This is a genomic window from Mesorhizobium sp. M6A.T.Cr.TU.014.01.1.1 (assembly GCF_004022765.1).
GTDB lineage: Bacteria > Pseudomonadota > Alphaproteobacteria > Rhizobiales > Rhizobiaceae > Mesorhizobium > Mesorhizobium mediterraneum.
Window position 1 is genome coordinate 44,162 of the sequence record NZ_RZPG01000018.1, and the last position, 15,882, is coordinate 60,043.

16 protein-coding genes and 1 tRNA gene are annotated in these 15,882 nt (G+C 60.7%); 11 read left to right on the forward strand and 6 right to left on the reverse strand.

Annotation, left to right across the window (positions count from 1 at the left end; all coding sequences use genetic code 11):
* The first annotated feature begins 131 nt into the window (after positions 1–131).
* The gene (locus EN885_RS20500) at positions 132–704 is read left to right on the forward strand and encodes a TetR/AcrR family transcriptional regulator (protein ID WP_126106243.1); all 573 of its coding nucleotides are present in this window, start codon (positions 132–134) and stop codon (positions 702–704) included.
* Between the two features lie 145 nt (positions 705–849).
* On the opposite strand, the gene EN885_RS20505 is transcribed toward EN885_RS20500, so the two are convergent.
* Entirely contained in the window at positions 850–2,295 is a 1,446-nt protein-coding gene (locus EN885_RS20505) for an MFS transporter (RefSeq protein WP_128242700.1), read from the reverse strand.
* A 141-nt stretch (positions 2,296–2,436) separates the two neighbouring features.
* Here EN885_RS20505 and EN885_RS20510 point away from each other — a divergent pair, with 141 nt between their 5' ends.
* Complete coding sequence (locus tag EN885_RS20510; protein ID WP_128335211.1) at positions 2,437–3,345, forward strand: LysR family transcriptional regulator; 909 nt, start codon at positions 2,437–2,439, stop codon at positions 3,343–3,345.
* 27 nt (positions 3,346–3,372) lie between these two features.
* Here the strand turns inward: EN885_RS20510 and EN885_RS20515 are convergent, their stop codons facing one another.
* Positions 3,373–3,897 carry a hypothetical protein gene (locus EN885_RS20515; protein ID WP_095485589.1) on the reverse strand — a complete coding sequence of 175 codons (525 nt, stop codon included), beginning with the start codon at positions 3,895–3,897 and terminating at the stop codon, positions 3,373–3,375.
* A 452-nt stretch (positions 3,898–4,349) separates the two neighbouring features.
* Here EN885_RS20515 and coxB point away from each other — a divergent pair, with 452 nt between their 5' ends.
* The 6 genes from coxB to EN885_RS20545 all read left to right on the forward strand — a co-directional run bounded on the left by coxB (position 4,350) and on the right by EN885_RS20545 (position 9,560).
* Positions 4,350–5,165: a cytochrome c oxidase subunit II gene (gene coxB, locus EN885_RS20520; protein WP_095485445.1), complete on the forward strand. Its 816-nt coding sequence runs from the start codon at positions 4,350–4,352 to the stop codon at positions 5,163–5,165.
* 87 nt (positions 5,166–5,252) lie between these two features.
* A complete protein-coding gene (gene ctaD, locus EN885_RS20525) occupies positions 5,253–7,022 on the forward strand; it encodes a cytochrome c oxidase subunit I (protein WP_127294104.1) in 1,770 nt (589 codons plus the stop codon).
* Entirely contained in the window at positions 7,019–7,723 is a 705-nt protein-coding gene (locus EN885_RS20530) for a cytochrome c oxidase subunit 3 (protein WP_128242698.1), read from the forward strand. Before ctaD ends, EN885_RS20530 begins: the two co-directional genes overlap by 4 nt.
* A gap of 13 nt (positions 7,724–7,736) precedes the next feature.
* On the forward strand, positions 7,737–8,459 hold the full coding sequence (locus tag EN885_RS20535) for a heme-copper oxidase subunit III family protein (RefSeq protein ID WP_126106237.1): 723 nt from the start codon (positions 7,737–7,739) through the stop codon (positions 8,457–8,459).
* A gap of 31 nt (positions 8,460–8,490) precedes the next feature.
* Positions 8,491–8,895 carry a cytochrome C oxidase subunit IV family protein gene (locus tag EN885_RS20540; protein WP_095485449.1) on the forward strand — a complete coding sequence of 135 codons (405 nt, stop codon included), beginning with the start codon at positions 8,491–8,493 and terminating at the stop codon, positions 8,893–8,895.
* A 191-nt stretch (positions 8,896–9,086) separates the two neighbouring features.
* Positions 9,087–9,560: an aminoacyl-tRNA deacylase gene (locus EN885_RS20545; protein WP_095485450.1), complete on the forward strand. Its 474-nt coding sequence runs from the start codon at positions 9,087–9,089 to the stop codon at positions 9,558–9,560.
* Positions 9,561–9,613: 53 nt separating this feature from the next.
* Here the strand turns inward: EN885_RS20545 and EN885_RS20550 are convergent, their stop codons facing one another.
* The 3 genes from EN885_RS20550 to EN885_RS20560 form a co-directional block, all read right to left on the reverse strand.
* A complete protein-coding gene (locus EN885_RS20550; RefSeq protein ID WP_095485451.1) occupies positions 9,614–10,432 on the reverse strand; it encodes a DUF2189 domain-containing protein in 819 nt (272 codons plus the stop codon).
* 407 nt (positions 10,433–10,839) lie between these two features.
* The gene (locus tag EN885_RS20555; protein WP_128242697.1) at positions 10,840–11,787 is read right to left on the reverse strand and encodes a heme o synthase; all 948 of its coding nucleotides are present in this window, start codon (positions 11,785–11,787) and stop codon (positions 10,840–10,842) included.
* 87 nt (positions 11,788–11,874) lie between these two features.
* On the reverse strand, positions 11,875–12,255 hold the full coding sequence (locus tag EN885_RS20560) for a cytochrome c family protein (protein WP_095485453.1): 381 nt from the start codon (positions 12,253–12,255) through the stop codon (positions 11,875–11,877).
* 284 nt (positions 12,256–12,539) lie between these two features.
* Between EN885_RS20560 and EN885_RS20565 the strand changes: the two genes are divergently transcribed.
* Together EN885_RS20565 and EN885_RS20570 are read left to right on the forward strand one after the other, a co-directional pair.
* Entirely contained in the window at positions 12,540–13,427 is an 888-nt protein-coding gene (locus EN885_RS20565; RefSeq protein ID WP_128335212.1) for an alpha/beta hydrolase, read from the forward strand.
* A 23-nt stretch (positions 13,428–13,450) separates the two neighbouring features.
* Positions 13,451–13,777, forward strand: a complete 327-nt coding sequence (locus EN885_RS20570; protein WP_095485455.1) for a hypothetical protein — start codon at positions 13,451–13,453, stop codon at positions 13,775–13,777.
* 195 nt (positions 13,778–13,972) lie between these two features.
* On the opposite strand, the gene tig is transcribed toward EN885_RS20570, so the two are convergent.
* A complete protein-coding gene (tig, locus tag EN885_RS20575; RefSeq protein ID WP_095485590.1) occupies positions 13,973–15,445 on the reverse strand; it encodes a trigger factor in 1,473 nt (490 codons plus the stop codon).
* Between the two features lie 343 nt (positions 15,446–15,788).
* Between tig and EN885_RS20580 the strand changes: the two genes are divergently transcribed.
* Positions 15,789–15,873: transfer RNA gene (locus tag EN885_RS20580), tRNA-Leu, on the forward strand.
* The last annotated feature ends 9 nt before the right edge of the window (positions 15,874–15,882 follow it).

Below are 15,882 nucleotides of genomic sequence, written 5' to 3' on the forward strand. Positions count from 1 at the left end.
TGTTCGCCGCCGCATTGACCAAGCGTACGAGCCCTAGCACTCGTGCCACATTGGCAGGCTCTGACAATCTTTAGCATCATTGTCAGATCCTGACAATTGTCGTATGTTCACAAAACTGAGAAGGGTTTGGAATGGTCAAGAGGGCAGAAAATGCGCGCGAGCGGTTCGAGGCCGCCGCATATAGTCTTTTCAGGCAACAGGGCTACGCTGCAACGACTGTTCCAGAGATTGCTGCGGAAGCCGGGCTAACGGAGCGGACGTTCTACCGCTACTTCACCGACAAGCGAGAAGTCATGTTCTGGCGAGCCGGTGATCACCAGGTCACGATAGCAAACGAAATAGCGAGAGCCCGCGCCGGCGTGCATCCACTGACAATGGTGGCTCGCGCCTTTGAATCGGTCGCTCCCTTCATCGACGGCCACCGCGCTATCGTAAAGCTGCGCCAGCGTCTGATATTCACGCATGGCGACCTGCAGGAGCGGGAACTGATGAAGCTGCATAAGCTCGCTTCCGCAATCGATCTGGCTCTACAGCAGCGGGGTATCCGGCCCTCGTTTTCGCGCGCCGTAGCAGAGATAGGCGCGGCCATCTGGAAAGTTGCGCTGGAGAACTGGCACGCCGACGAAACAGAGAAGCCCTTTTCAAGTCACGTGCAGGCGGCTCTTACCGAGTTTCAGGCAGGCCTGCACCAAGTCGCAGGCTAGGACGCAGATTTGCCGGACGATCCAAGCGGCTTTGACGAGTAAGAACAATTGTAATGACGGGAAGGGCCTGCTGCTGATCTGACGCCCGATCTGAACATGCACCGGCATCTCGTCGAAGCATCCGGTTTGCGTTCGGACTACGGTGTCATGACACGCCAGACATCGAAGCGCGTGCCGCTAGAGCACGGCTTCCAACCGCGATGGCGAGCGCGACGACGATCAGTATCGTCGCGACCGCGAACGTGATCCGCATACCGGCGGCAACGGCCTCCGGGCGCGCCGTCGTGATGTCGGACGTCACTGAGGCAAATGCGAACACGGCGCCCATGACTGATGCGCCGGTAATGAGCCCGAGGTTGCGCGACAAATTGAGCAATCCGGAAATGACGCCCCGCTGGTCCGGGCGGATATCCGACATGACGGCGGTGTTGTTGGCCGTTTGGAACAGCGCATAGCCTGATGTGATGATTGCAATCGGGGCGATGTAGCCAGGGAGCGTTGCCGGCATCATGGACAGAATGAAGCAACCGGCCGCTATCGCGATGAGCCCAATGATGGTCATGCGCGCAGCGCCAAAACGGTCCGCTATACGGCCAGCTGGCACACCGGTCAGCGCGGCGACAAGCGGACCGACCGACATGATGATCCCAACAAGAGCCGCGTCGAGCCCGAGCGCACGAGACAGATAGAACGGCCCGACCACCAGCGTCGCCATCATCACCGTCGCAACGAGCGCGCTCATGGCGAGGCTCGCACTCAGCATCGCATCGCCGAATGCGGCCAATCGGATCAAAGGCGACGCCACTCTTGCCTCCACAAGCACAAAGAAGCCGGCTCCGAAAACGGCTGCCACCAATAGGGCCATGTTGAGCGGACCAAAACTGCCACGCCCGACCGTCATCGCGAGCGCATAGGCGCCAAGCGCTAGGGCAAGCAGCAGCGTGCCCACAACGTCGAAGCCGGTCCGATCAGTCTTCGGCCCCCGGCGATCAGCCGGCAGATAGCGATAGGCGAGAACAAAAGCCAGCAAACCCAGCGGCACGTTGACCAGGAAGATCGCCCGCCAACCGGCTCCGGCAATCAGAAGGCCGCCGAGCGATGGACCGAGAGCGGTGCCGATCGCCGACATCGTTCCGAGCAGCCCCATGGCGCTGCCGGTCTTGGCCTTCGGAACCGTCTCACCGACAAAAGCCATGGTCAGGGTCATCATGATGGCCGCCCCTACTCCCTGCGACGCCCGGGCGGCAATCAGCAGCCAGAGCGTCGGCGCGACGCCACACAGGACCGAGGCCACTGTGAACAGGAAGAGCCCGGCCAGCAGCAGCCGCCGGCCGCCGATGAGGTCGCCGAGCCGTCCGACGCTGACGATCGTGGTGGTGATGGCGAGGAGATACGCCAGCACGATCCACTGGACTTCCTGGAACGAAGCGTTGAACGCCTGCGCCAAGGTCGGCAAGGCAACGTTGGCGATGCTGATGCCGAGTGAGGACAGCAACATGGACAGCGAGAGGCTGGCGAGCGCCCACCGAACCGAAGGTCCCCGTTCCGTATCTCCGGCGACTGCCCGTCCTGCATCGATTGGCTTCAACATGAGCTCCGTTTTCTGGCTACTCCCGAAACGGAGCTGGCAGACACGTAGTCCTTTGCTAGACATGGCGGAAGATGCATCATTCGCACTTAATCATTGCGTTTCACGCTATGTTATATCGTGCCGGGCTGCTACGATCCGTTGATGTCGCATCCCGATCTCAATCTGCTTGTCACCCTTGATGTGCTGCTGACGGAAGGCAGCGTTGCGCGCGCCGCCAAGAGGTTGCGGCTGAGTCCGTCGGCGATGAGCCGGGCGCTGGCGCGATTGCGTGAGACGACCGGCGATCCGCTGTTGGTCAGGGCTGGACGCGGCCTCGTTCCCACGCCCCGGGCCATCGAGCTCCGCGAGCGCGTCGGTCAAATTGTGCAGGACGCCGAAGCCGTTCTGCGTCCTGTTGCGACGCTCGACCTGAAACGGCTCGTGCGAACCTTCACCCTTAGAAACAGGGATGGCTTTGTCGAGAATTTCGGACCGGATCTCATTGCGCGCGTAGGCGAACAAGCACCGGGCGTGCGGCTGCGTTTTGTGCTGAAGCCTGACAAGGACAGCACGCCCCTGCGCGACGGCAGCGTAGACCTCGAAACCGGCGTCGTCGGAAAGGCCACGGGACCGGAGGTGCGCGCGCAAGCGCTGTTCCGTGATCGTTTCGTCGGTGTCGTGCGGGTGGGGCATCCATTGTGCGAGATCACGATCACCCCTGCCCGCTATGCAGCCGGCCGGCACATCCTCGTCTCCCGCCGCGGGCTCGACAGGGGACCGATCGACGATGCCCTTGAGCCGTTAGGGTTGAAACGGGAGATCGTGACGGTCGTCGGCGGCTTTTCGGAAGCTCTGGCCCTGGCGCGTGCCTCGGACCTGATCGCCAGCGTTCCCGAACGCTATTCGGGAAACCTGCGCGACGGAATGTTCTGTTTCCCTCTGCCGGTTCCCTTGCCGGAAATCGCGGTTTCACTTTTGTGGCACCCGCGGCTCGATGCCGATCCGGCGCACCGCTGGCTGCGCGGGTGCGTTCGAGACGTTTGCGCTGGAATAACTCACTGGATCTCTTAGCGGTCAAGGCGAGCGCTGCTGATCCGATCACGGCAACTCGGTGTTGCAGGTGCCGGCGATCTGGCCGACGGCCTCGCTGAACCCGGCAAGGTCGAAATCGGCCTCGCCTCGCCCCGACAGCAGCCCGAACCGCCAGGACAGCAGGAGTCGGTCTGCGGAAACCAAACGCCTGATACCGTCGGCACCATCCCGAACCAGCGTGCGGCCCCGCGGGCCGACCGACCAGCTTTCGTTGACCTTGCTGGCCTTGTCGACGGTAACCGACACGGTGATGGTCCGGCTGGCGGAAACGGCGTCGTTCAACTGCAGCCATTCGCTCCAGCGCGGTTCGCCATTCGCCCGGCAGGCAATGGTCAGGACCGGGCTGTAGCTCAAGGCACCGCCGCCGGTGATGAGCTTGTTGGTGGCATGCAGCGAGGCCGTGACCAGACCACCGCTGCCGGTGTCGAACCGCCAGTTGTCAAGAACGCTGTCGGCCTGGGCGATGCCGCAGACCGAGACGAGGAGGAACGCTGTGGCGACCGCGCCTCCAATACCGACGAATAGCTTCAACGATGCCTCCAACCCTGCACTTTGCAACACAGCGCAGATAATGATCAAAACCTCGTATCGCCAGCCGCCACCACTGGTTGGGCGCGAATCTGTCGCTACCGCATCCGCCCGAAAATCGGAATCGATTCTCGGACAACAGGATGCGTAGAAATAAGAGTTCAGAGTGTACTTTGTGCGTCCAAGTGGCCGCACGTCGCTCTAAGATCACAACGAAAAAGGCCGCATTGAGGGCGTCCTTTCACAATTCGGCGGAATGCCGTGTTGTTCGGCGCTCTCAGCAGGTTTTTTCTTCGCCGCAGCCCTCTTCTTCTTAGGTTTATCCACATCATCGCCATTGCCTTTTCGGCTGACCGGAAGACCGCACTAGAATTTCGACCGGAAATCGAGCTATGATGCACTCGGCATTTCCTGGGACGGCTTCGCGCCCTTGGAGTGCCGGGAGGAAACGGGATATGGCCATCGCGCTTGTACTCGTTTTGGTAGTTGTGGGCTCAGTGTTGTTCCACTTCCTGAGCCCATGGTGGTGGACGCCGATTGCCTCGAACTGGGACTATATCGACAACACCATCATCATCACCTTTTGGATCACCGGCGTCGTCTTCGCCGCCGTCGTCCTATTCATGGCCTATTGCGTCTTCCGCTTCCGTCATCGGGAAGGCAATCAGGCGGCATACAAACCCGAGGACAAGCGGCTCGAATGGTGGCTGACGATCGTCACCGCAATCGGGGTCACGGCCATGCTGGTTCCGGGCCTGTTCGTCTGGAACCAGTTCGTCAACGTCCCAAGCGACGCAACCGAGGTCGAAGTCGTCGGCCAACAATGGCAATGGAGTTTTCGCCTGCCCGGCAAGGACGGCAAGCTCGGCACATCCGACACCCGCAACGTCAGCGCTGAAAATCCGCTGGGCGTCATCGCCAGCGACCCCAATGGCCAAGACGATGTCGTGGTCGAAGCTGCCGATCTGCATCTGCCGGTTGGCAAGCCGGTCAAGATGCTGCTTCGCTCGATCGACGTGCTCCACGATTTCTATGTCCCTGAATTCCGCGCCAAGATGGACATGATCCCGGGCTCGGTCACCTATTTCTGGTTCACCCCGACCAAGACCGGAACCTTCCAGGTCCTGTGCGCCGAACTTTGCGGCCAGGGGCATCCTTTGATGCATGGTGTGGTCATGGTCGACACGCAGGAAGATTATACGGCGTGGCTCGGCGAACAGCAGACTTTTGCGCAATTGTCGGCCCCCCAGCAGGTGGGCTCGGCAGAGTAGACGCCGTGAGAGACGGCGACGTGGGTTGAAATTGCGGCAGGGCTCGAAACTATCGAGCCTGGCCGAAAAGGGCACGGAGGTGTTCCTATGGTCGATATCACACCTGCAGATGCGGTACCGCCGGCCGAAGTCGCGGAAATGGAACTCTACCATCCGCACAGCTGGTGGACGAAATACGTCTTCTCGCAGGACGCCAAGGTCATTGCCATCCAGTATTCGGCGACGGCGACGGCAATCGGCCTGGTGGCGCTGGTGCTGTCCTGGCTGATGCGGCTGCAGCTCGGCTTCCCCGGCACGTTCGACTTCATCACCCCGGAAGCCTACTACCAGTTCATCACCATGCACGGCATGATCATGGTGATCTACCTGCTCACGGCACTCTTCCTGGGCGGCTTCGGCAACTACCTGATCCCACTGATGGTCGGCGCGCGCGACATGGTCTTTCCCTATGTCAACATGCTGAGCTACTGGATCTACCTGCTCGCCGTGCTGGTTTTGGTGTCGAGCTTCTTTGCGCCCGGCGGACCGACGGGTGCCGGCTGGACGCTCTACCCGCCGCAGGCGATCATGACCGGCACACCAGGCGGCCAGGACTGGGGCATCATGCTGATGCTCATCTCGCTGATCCTGTTCATCATCGGCTTCACGATGGGCGGCTTGAACTATGTCGTGACGGTGCTGCAGGGCCGCACGCGCGGCATGACGCTGATGCGCCTGCCGCTGACTGTCTGGGGCATCTTCACCGCGACCGTCATGGCGCTGCTCGCCTTCCCGGCGCTGTTTGTCGCCTGCGTGATGATGTTGTTCGACCGCGCGCTCGGCACCAGCTTCTTCATGCCGGCGATCGTCGAGATGGGCGAGCAATTGCAGCACGGCGGCGGCAGCCCGATCCTGTTCCAGCATCTGTTCTGGTTCTTCGGCCACCCCGAGGTCTACATCGTGGCGCTGCCGGCCTTCGGCATTGTATCCGACCTGATCAGCACTCATGCGCGTAAGAACATCTTCGGCTACCGGATGATGGTCTGGGCGATCGTCGGCATCGGCGCGCTGAGCTTCGTGGTCTGGGCGCACCACATGTATGTCAGCGGCATGCATCCCTATTTCGGCTTCTTCTTCGCCACCACGACGTTGATCATTGCCGTCCCGACCGCGATCAAGGTCTACAATTGGGTGCTGACGCTGTGGCGCGGCGACATCCACCTCACCATACCGATGCTTTTTGCCCTGGCCTTCATCGTCACCTTCGTCAATGGTGGGCTGACCGGATTGTTTCTCGGCAATGTCGTCGTCGACGTTCCGCTATCGGACACGATGTTCGTCGTTGCCCACTTCCATATGGTCATGGGCGTCGCCCCGATTCTCGTGATCTTCGGGGCGATCTATCACTGGTACCCGAAGGTCACTGGCCGGATGCTGAACGAGGCAATGGGCCAGTTCCATTTCTGGGTCACCTTCCTCGGCGCCTACCTGATTTTCTTTCCCATGCACTACATCGGCCTGATGGGCGTGCCGCGGCGCTACAACGAGCTGACCGACATGACGGTGATGACGGAATCGGCCCACCACCTGAACTCGTTCATCAGCATCATGGCTTTCATGGTCGGCTTTGCCCAGATGGTGTTCCTGTTCAATCTGATCTGGAGCATCCGCCATGGCCGGGAGGCCGGCGGCAATCCATGGCGCGCCACGACGCTCGAATGGCAGACGCCGCAAACACCGCCCGCCCATGGCAATTTCGGCAAGGAGCTGCCGATCGTCTATCGCTGGGCCTATGACTACAGCGTGCCGGGCGCCAAGGAGGATTTTATACCGCAAAACATGCCGGGCTCCTTCGGATCCTCGAGAGAGCCGGCATGAGCGTCATTCTGGTCTTCCTCCTCGTGATCGTCGGCTTTGCCGGATGGTGGCTTTCCCACCAGCGGCTGATGGCCAAGCCATGGCTCGAGCAAGGCGTGATCGGGGATATTATCGGCCCGGAAGGATCGGCGCTGCCGACCGCCAAGATCGGCCTCGGCGTCTTCCTCGCCGTCGTCGGCTGCCTGTTTGCGCTTTTCACCAGCGCCTATTTCATGCGCATGGCGCTGTCGGACTGGCAGGCGCTGCCGCTACCGCGCGTGCTCTGGTTCAACACCGGCGTGCTGGTCCTGAGCAGCATCGCGCTGCAATGCGCCTCGGTCGCCGCGCGCCGGGGCCAAATCGACACGGTCAGGCTCGGCCTCGTCACGGCTGGGCTCACCACGCTTGCCTTCCTGATCGGACAGCTTGTGGCATGGCGGGAACTGACCGCCGACGGCTACTTGCTGACCGCCAATCCGGCCAACAGTTTTTTCTACCTGATAACCGGGATGCATGGCCTGCACATACTGGGAGGGCTGGTCGCCTTGAGCAGAACAACTGCCGGCGCCTGGAACGGAGCCCGGCCGGAGCGGCTTCGCCTCAGCGTCGAACTATGCGCCATGTACTGGCATTTCCTGCTTTTCGTCTGGCTCGCCATCTTCGCGCTTCTGGCCGGCTGGGCCGCGACCTTTATCGCGATTTGCCGACAGTTGCTGACCTAGGAGGGCCGGGCGGATGGCAGAGACGACAGTGACGCATATCGGCCAAACACAGCCGCGGCCGGCGGGCTTGCAAGGCGTCGCCGCCGACTGGTCGTCGGATCAGCGCGCGTTCAAGAACGTGTCCTGGGGCAAGGCCATGATGTGGATCTTCCTACTCAGCGACACCTTCGTCTTCGGCTGCTTCCTGCTCTCCTACATGACCGCGCGCATGTCTACCCGGGTGCCGTGGCCCAATCCGAGCGAGGTTTTTGCCCTTCATATTGGCGGCTCGAATGTTCCGCTGATCCTTATCGCCATCATGACCTTCGTGCTGATCTCGAGCAGCGGAACGATGGCGATGGCGGTGAATTTCGGCTATCGCCGCGACCGCCGCAAAACCGCGATCCTCATGCTTCTGACAGCAGCACTCGGCGCGACCTTCGTCGGCATGCAGGCTTTCGAATGGACCAAGCTGATCAGCGAAGGGGTACGGCCCTGGGGCAACCCGTGGGGGGCGGCACAGTTCGGATCATCCTTCTTCATGATCACCGGCTTCCACGGCACCCATGTGACGTTCGGGGTGATCTTCCTGATCATCGTGGCGCGAAAGGTCTGGCGCGGAGATTACGACACGGGACGGCCCGGGTTCTTCACCAGCCGCAGGGGCAGCTATGAGAACGTCGAGATCATGGGGCTCTACTGGCATTTCGTCGACCTGGTCTGGGTGTTCATTTTCGCATTCTTCTATCTTTGGTGAGAGGCAGACATGGCTTTGGTGAGAGGCAGATATGGCTGAAGCAACCGCAAACGGCCTGGGGCAACACACGCTGCACGGAGCTCAAGCGCATGATCCGGCAGCGACTGGCATCGCCCCGGCGGAGGTTCACCAGGAGCACCCGATCAAGCTCTATCTGGTGGTCTGGGCATGGCTGTTCATCCTCAGCGCCTGCTCCTATCTGGTCGATTATGTCGGCCTCCAGGGCTATCTCAGATGGTCGCTGATCCTGATCTTCATGATGCTCAAGGCCGGGCTGATCGTCGCCGTCTTTATGCACATGGCCTGGGAACGGCTGGCGCTGACATATGCGATCATATTGCCGCCGATACTGGTGCTGGTGTTCGTGGCAATGATGGTCTTCGAATCGGATTACACGCTTCTCACCCGGATGGTGTTTTTTGGGGCCGAGCCCTGACGCGCAATCCGGGCACAAGGTTTGTCGACAGCGTCTCCCCTAAAGAGTTGGGAGCGCTATTTGCGGTCCGCTCCCCTTTGCCTTGAAACAATCGACAGCTGGCCCATTTTCGTTGGTACGGGAAACGACAGAAGCAGAATGATTGCCCTCGTTTCCACATGCGTCGCGAACTCCAGCAAGGGAGGCTCAGGATGACGATCGCAAACAGACTGAAGGACTTTATCGACGGGAAAGGAATTTCCTATGAAACCGTCGAGCACCACCGCACGTCGACAAGCAGGCAGTCGGCGATAGCGGCGCATGTGCCCGGCAGCATAATGGCCAAATCGGTGGTCGTTCACCACGACGGCGGCTATGCGCTGGCCGTGGTCCCCAGCACCCACAGGATCGAGCTCGGCACGTTGCAGGACGTCATGGACCAGCGTATCGGCCTGGCCTCCGAAGACGAGGTGGTTTCGCTCTTCGAGGATTGCGACACCGGCGCCGTCCCGCCGATCGGCGGGGCCTACGATGTGCCGGTGATTCTCGATGAAAGCCTCGGCAAGGCCGACGACATCTATTTCGAGGGCGGCGACCACAGGACGCTGGTGCATGTCAGCGGCAAGGATTTCCGCAACCTGACCAGCGACGCTCGCCAGGCCCGCTTTAGCTACCCGGCTTACTAAAAAGCTCTGGCCCGCCGTGCCGGCGCGCTCGCCGGTACGGCAGGCCAGGATTTTCAGCTCGCCGGCTTGGTGGAAGCCGGCGATTCCACAACTTTGCGATAGACGTGCCAGGTGGCGTGACCGAGGATCGGCAGCACGACCGCCAGCCCGGCGAACACCGGCAGCGAGCCTATGATCAGGGCGACGGCGACAATCAGTCCCCAGACAGCCATCACGATCGGGTTCGCCAGGACCACGCGCACCGAGGTGTGGATGGCTTCGTAGGCGCCGACGTCGCGGTCGAGCAACAACGGGAACGCGACGACTGTGGTGCACAACACGACCGCGGCGAAGACGAAACCGATAGCGTGCCCAAGGATAACCAGCGTCCAGCCACGTCCGGTGGCGAATATTTCACTGATGAAGCCGGACAGCGATTCCGGCGGGGCCGGGCCGAAGAGGGTCTGGTAAAATGCCTGGGCGGTCAAAAGCCAGGCGATGAAGATCGCAAGCAGCATGATGCCGACCGCTGCGATGGCCGGCAACGCCGGAGAATTCCTGACCTCGAAAGCGTGGCTCCAGGAGGCGTCCAGCCCGGCCTCCCGTCGCCGGCTGATCTCATAGAGGCCGAGCGCCGCGAATGGACCGATCAGCGCAAAACCTGACACCAGCGGAAACAACAGCGGCAGCGCATTGTTGCCCGATGTCCAGACAGCGAGCACGACGCCGACCAGCGGATAGATCAGGCAGAGGAAAACGATATGCGACGGTTTGACCATGAAATCGTCGACGCCACGCCTGAGCGCGTCGAAAAGGTCGGAAACGCCAATCTTTCGAATTCTGGTGTGTTCCAGCGTCTCGCTGGCGCCTGCAATCACGTGAAAACTTGCCATGACCATTCCTCCAGACCAGGTCCGGTAAGGTCGCGGTTCACGGTGCCGTCGTTCAGCGTGACTGGCCACGCAAAACCGCGACCTGCACCATGATCAACATACTCTCTTGCATGGCGTTTGTCGCCCTTTGTCAGAACAGCGCGGCTCCAGTGATCAGGCTAGCTCTAACGGCCTTTCTCCGATATTCTCCAAAGTGGGTTGCAGGGTGAAGGTCATGGATGGAAAGACCGTTCTCATACTCGGCCTTGGCATAGTTATTCTGCTGTTGCTGGGATTCTGTGTAGTTCCAACGTGAGGTTCGAGCAGGTTCGGGCACACCTCGTTCGGCAATCGCCGACTGACTGTCTCAATCTGGCAAGCAATCCGAGAACATCAGGATTCACTTGAGCCACGAGACAGGCATACCGTCAATTTCCGGCTGACATGACGGCACGCAATACGATGGTGTCGGCAAGCAGCACGGCAAAGATCGCGAAAAGATAGAAAATCGAATAGGCAAACAGCGCCTTTGCGCGTTTCATCTCCCACCCTTCAACCCGCCTTTTGTCGACCAGCAGCTTCCAGGCATGCCAGATGAAGCCTGCGCCCAATGCGGCCGAAACAATCCCGTAGAATCCGCTCGCGAACCCGAAAGCCCAAGGCAGCACGCCGATTGGTGCCAGGATCAGCGAATAGACGAAGACCTGTTTTCTGGTCGAAGCCTGGCCGGCCACGTTCGGCATCATGGGAATGCCGGCCGCGGCATAGTCGCCGATCTTGAACAGCGCGAGTGCCCAGAAATGCGGCGGCGTCCAGAGGAAGATAATGAGAAACAGAATGAGGCTTTCAATCCCGACGGCGCCAGTGGCCGCCGCCCACCCGATGACAGGAGGAAGAGCACCCGCGGCACCGCCTATGACGATGTTCTGCGGCGTCGAGCGTTTCAGCCACATCGTATAGACGACGACGTAGAAGAAGATGGTGAAGGCCAGCAGCGCTGCGGCAAGCCATCCCACCAGCACGCCGAGCGTCATGACCGAAAGTACGGAAAGCACCAGACCGAAGCCGAGAGCTTCGCCTGGCGTGACCCGGCCTGATGGGATCGGCCGTTTTGACGTGCGCGACATCAACGCATCAATATCGGCATCGTACCACATGTTGAGAGCCCCGGCCGCTCCTGCCCCAACCGCAATTGCACCGATTGCAATGACGGCAATGACCGGATTCATCACCCCGGGTGCCACCATCAGACCAACGAAAGCGGTAAAAACAGCAAGCGCCATGACGCGTGGTTTCAGAAGCGCGAAGAAATCACTGACCGTCGCTTCCGAGATCTGGATACCGGTATCCTTGAGGCCGCTTTCCCGAGCCGACATTTCAGGCGACCCCAGACGGGGGCATGCAATCTGGCCGGCAGATCGGCCGGCGGAAGAACCGGGTTACTTCCTGGCGGAAGAACCGGGTCATTTGGAGAATTGCTTCAGATAGGCGATGACGTTGGCAAGATCCTCGTCCTTCTTGAGGCCGGGAAACGCCATCTTCCCGCCTTTGATCATGGCTTTGGGATCGCGAAGATAATTCGTCAGCGTGGCTTCATCCCATTTGACGCCGGATTTGCCGGCCTCGGTCATGGCTTTGGAATATTTGAACCCCGGATGCGTGCCGGCCGTTCGGCCGATGACGCCACTCAATGACGGACCGACCTTGTTCTGGTCCTTGTCCACGACGTGACAGACCTTGCACTTGGTGAAGACCTTCTCGCCCGCGGCGGCATCTTGTGCCTGGGATTGGTTCGTGATGAACGTCGCAGCGGACACGGCGGCGAAAAACGCGATTGCGCGCATGGCATTTCCTCCCCGATCGCCAAATCTGCCTTGGACGATCTGCGCGTGCCGACACGGCATGCGCCCCTTTGCACGACAGAGCGGAATATCCGCTTCTGGCGTATGGAATTGCGGCATCTACATACCACAGAATCTGGCTGGCAGATAGAAGAAGCCGACCAGCAAGATTTGCCGCCGAAGCAATGAGGCAACTCGATCGGCGCACAGCCGGAACGCATCCCGGCCAAAGGCGTTAGACCAGCTACGGTTCAGCGTCAGCAAGATCAAATATCAGAGAAGCGTCCATGAACGACAGCAGCGTCCTGGAGGTGCGCCACAGCGCCCTCACGATCGACGGCGAGACGGTCTTCTACAGAGAGGCAGGCCCTGAAGCCGCGCCGGTGTTGCTGCTTCCGCATGGCTATCCCTGCTCATCCTTCCAGTATCGCCGGCTGATGCCGGCGCTCGCCGATCGGTGGCGGACTGTCGCGCCGGACTTCCCCGGCTTTGGCTACAGTGGGACCCCAGATCCGGCACGGTTCGGCTATGATTTCGACGCCTACGCGACTTTCCTGGAGCGGTTCACCGACGCGCTGGGGCTCGAAAGCTATGCGCTGTGGCTGCACGACTACGGCTCGCAGATCGGCCTGCGCCACGCAATAGCGCATCCATCCCGGATCAGGGCCCTCATCATCCAGAACGGCGACATCTACGCGGATGCCCTTGGCCCCAAATACGAAACGATCCAGCGCTTTTGGCGGGATCCTTCACCAGAGAACCGCGCGCCGCTGGAAGAAGCGGTAAGCGAGGACGGCTTTCGCGCCGAGTTCGTCGGCGAAGTCGATGACGACGTCGCCCGACGTGTGCCGCCCGATATGTGGAAATTGCATTGGCCGCTGATGGATACGCCGGTGCGCCGTGCGCTTTCGGTCGGACTGATGGAGAAGCTCAAGGCTAACCTCGACTGGTTCCCTCGTTACCAGGAATACCTGCGCGAACAGCGGCCGCCGGCAATGATCCTTTGGGGGCCGAAGGACGAATACATGCCCGAGCCGGCAGCGCGCGCCTATCTGCGCGATCTCCCCGAGGCCGAACTGCATTTGCTAAACGACGCCGGGCATTGGCTGCTGGAAACCCATTTCGAGGCCGCCCTGCCCTTGGCGCGAGGGTTTCTCGGCGAGGTCCTGCATTAATCGCCCGCACAGAGGAGCACTTCATGAACGACAACGCCACAATTGCCCGGATCTGGCGGGGAAGGACGCGCCGCGATCTGGCAGACGCCTACGAGCCATATCTGCGCCGCGAAGGCATTCCGCCGCTTCAGGAGAAGGCGCTTGGCGTGCAGTTGTTTCGCGAAGATCGCGAAGAAGAAACGGAGTTCGTGACGATCTCATACTGGCCAGACGTCGACGCCATGGCGAGCTTCACCGGCGGCGACCCGCGCAAGATCCATCACCTGCCGCGCGACGAAGAGTTTCTCGTTGAACTGCCCGAACGGGTGACCGTGATGCGGATCCTCGTCACTCAATTGCCTCGCGATTAGAGCAATTCCAGGAAAAGTGTGAAACGGTTTTCCGTCCGGAATTGCGCAAAAACAAAGAGATAGAGCGGTTCGGCGTTTCCGTGAAACGATGAAGCGCTCTAGGGCGGTGGCGGTGACGGTTGCGGCCTTGCGGCATCGACAGCAACGAAAAAGGCCGCCTCGAGGGCGGCCTTTCACCATCCGCAGAACGCGGTGTTATTCGGCGTCCTTGGCAGCCTTTTTCTTCGGCGCGGCCTTTTTCTTCGGCTCTTCCGCATCGTCGGCCTGCTTGGCGTCAGCCTTCTTCGCGGCGGTTTTCTTCGCCGGCTTCGCCTTGGCCGTCTCGGTGTCCTCGTCGTCGGCCATCAGCTCTTCCTTGCTGACCTTGACGTCGGTGACGGAGATCTGGCCGAGCAGATGGTCGACCACCTTCTCCTCGAACAGCGGTGCGCGCAGCGTGTTCAGCGCTTCGGGATTGCTGCGGTAGAATTCGAAGGCTTCCTGCTGCTGGGCGGCCGGATAGCGGCGCACCTGCTCGAACAGGCCGCGCTGCAATTCGTCGTCCGACACGGTGACGCCGGCCTTCTCGCCGATTTCGGCGAGAACCAGGCCGAGACGCACACGGCGCTCGGCAAGCCGCATATATTCGGTGCGCGCCTCTTCTTCCGTGGTCTCCTCGTCGGCGAAGGTGCGGCCGGCGGTTTCCAGATCGCGGTTGACCTGGTTCCAGATGTTGTTGAACTCGGCCTCGACGAGCTTCGACGGCGCCTCGAACGAGTAGGCTGCATCGAGCTGGTCGAGCAGTTGGCGCTTGATCTTCTGGCGCGTCATCGAGCCGAACTGGTTCTCGATCTGGGTGCGCACCACTTCACGCAGGCGCTCCAGCGACTCCAGGCCGAGATTCTTGGCCGTTTCGTCGTTGATCTCCAACGCACCGGGCTTGGACACTTCCTTGACGGTGACGTCGAAGGTCGCTTCCTTGCCGGCGAGATGCGCCGCCTGGTAGTTTTCCGGGAACGTGACCGTGACCTGCGTCTCGTCGCCGGCCTTGCTGCCGATGAGCTGATCCTCGAAGCCGGGAATGAATTCCTTGGAGCCGAGCACCAGCGGCTGGTCCGTGCCGGCGCCGCCGCTGAAGGCTTCGCCGTCGATCTTGCCGACATAGTCGATCGTCACGCGGTCGCCTTCGGCGGCCTTGCCGGTCTTCGGCTCATAGCTGCGCGCCGATTCGGCGACACGCTGGACCTGCTCGTCGATCTCGGTGTCGGGCACGTCGAATACCTGACGCGTCACCTTGATGTCGGAGAAATCCTTGATCTCGATCGGCGGAATGATCTCGTAATTCAGCCGGAACTCGAAGTCGGCGCCGCCGGCCAGGATCTTCTCGGCCTCCTTCTCGTCCTCGGTCATGATCACTTCGGGCTGCATGGCGGCCTTTTCGCCGCGCCCGGTAATGACCGAACGGGTCGAATCGTTGAGGATCTCGTTGACCACTTCGGCCATGAACGACTTGCCGTAGACCTTGCGCAAGTGCTGCACCGGCACCTTGCCGGGACGGAAGCCGTTGATGCGGACCTTGTTCCTGGCATCGGAAAGCCGCGCCATCAGCTTGGCTTCCATGTCACCGGCCGGCACGGTGATCTTGATCTCGCGCTTGAGACCGGAGTTGAGCGTTTCGGTGACCTGCATCATAGAACCTTTGTTTTCACCAATGAGGCCGCCAAACGGCTCCTGCCGTTTACAACCTGCCGGTATGATCTTGCCGAGAATGGCTTTTGGTGCGGGACTTGGCGATCTGTCCGCCCAAAGCGGCTCAAATCCTCCAGAAATACGCTCCAAAATGTGAATAAGTCTTTGTTTTTCCTACTTCTTATCACATTCTGCAGAAGCGGATCGTCGCATCCCGTCACATTCGACACGCCTTTTGTCACAGGCGCGGCTAATTTTCAACCATCTTCGCGCACCGACCAACGGCCCCTATTTTGACCGCGACATTGACAGAATGATGGCTACATGGGATTGGCCGGGCAATGCGGATGTGGCGGAATTGGTAGACGCCCTGGATTTAGGTTCCAGTGCCGAAAGGCGTGGGGGTTCGAGTCCCTTCATCCGCACCAATATGGTGC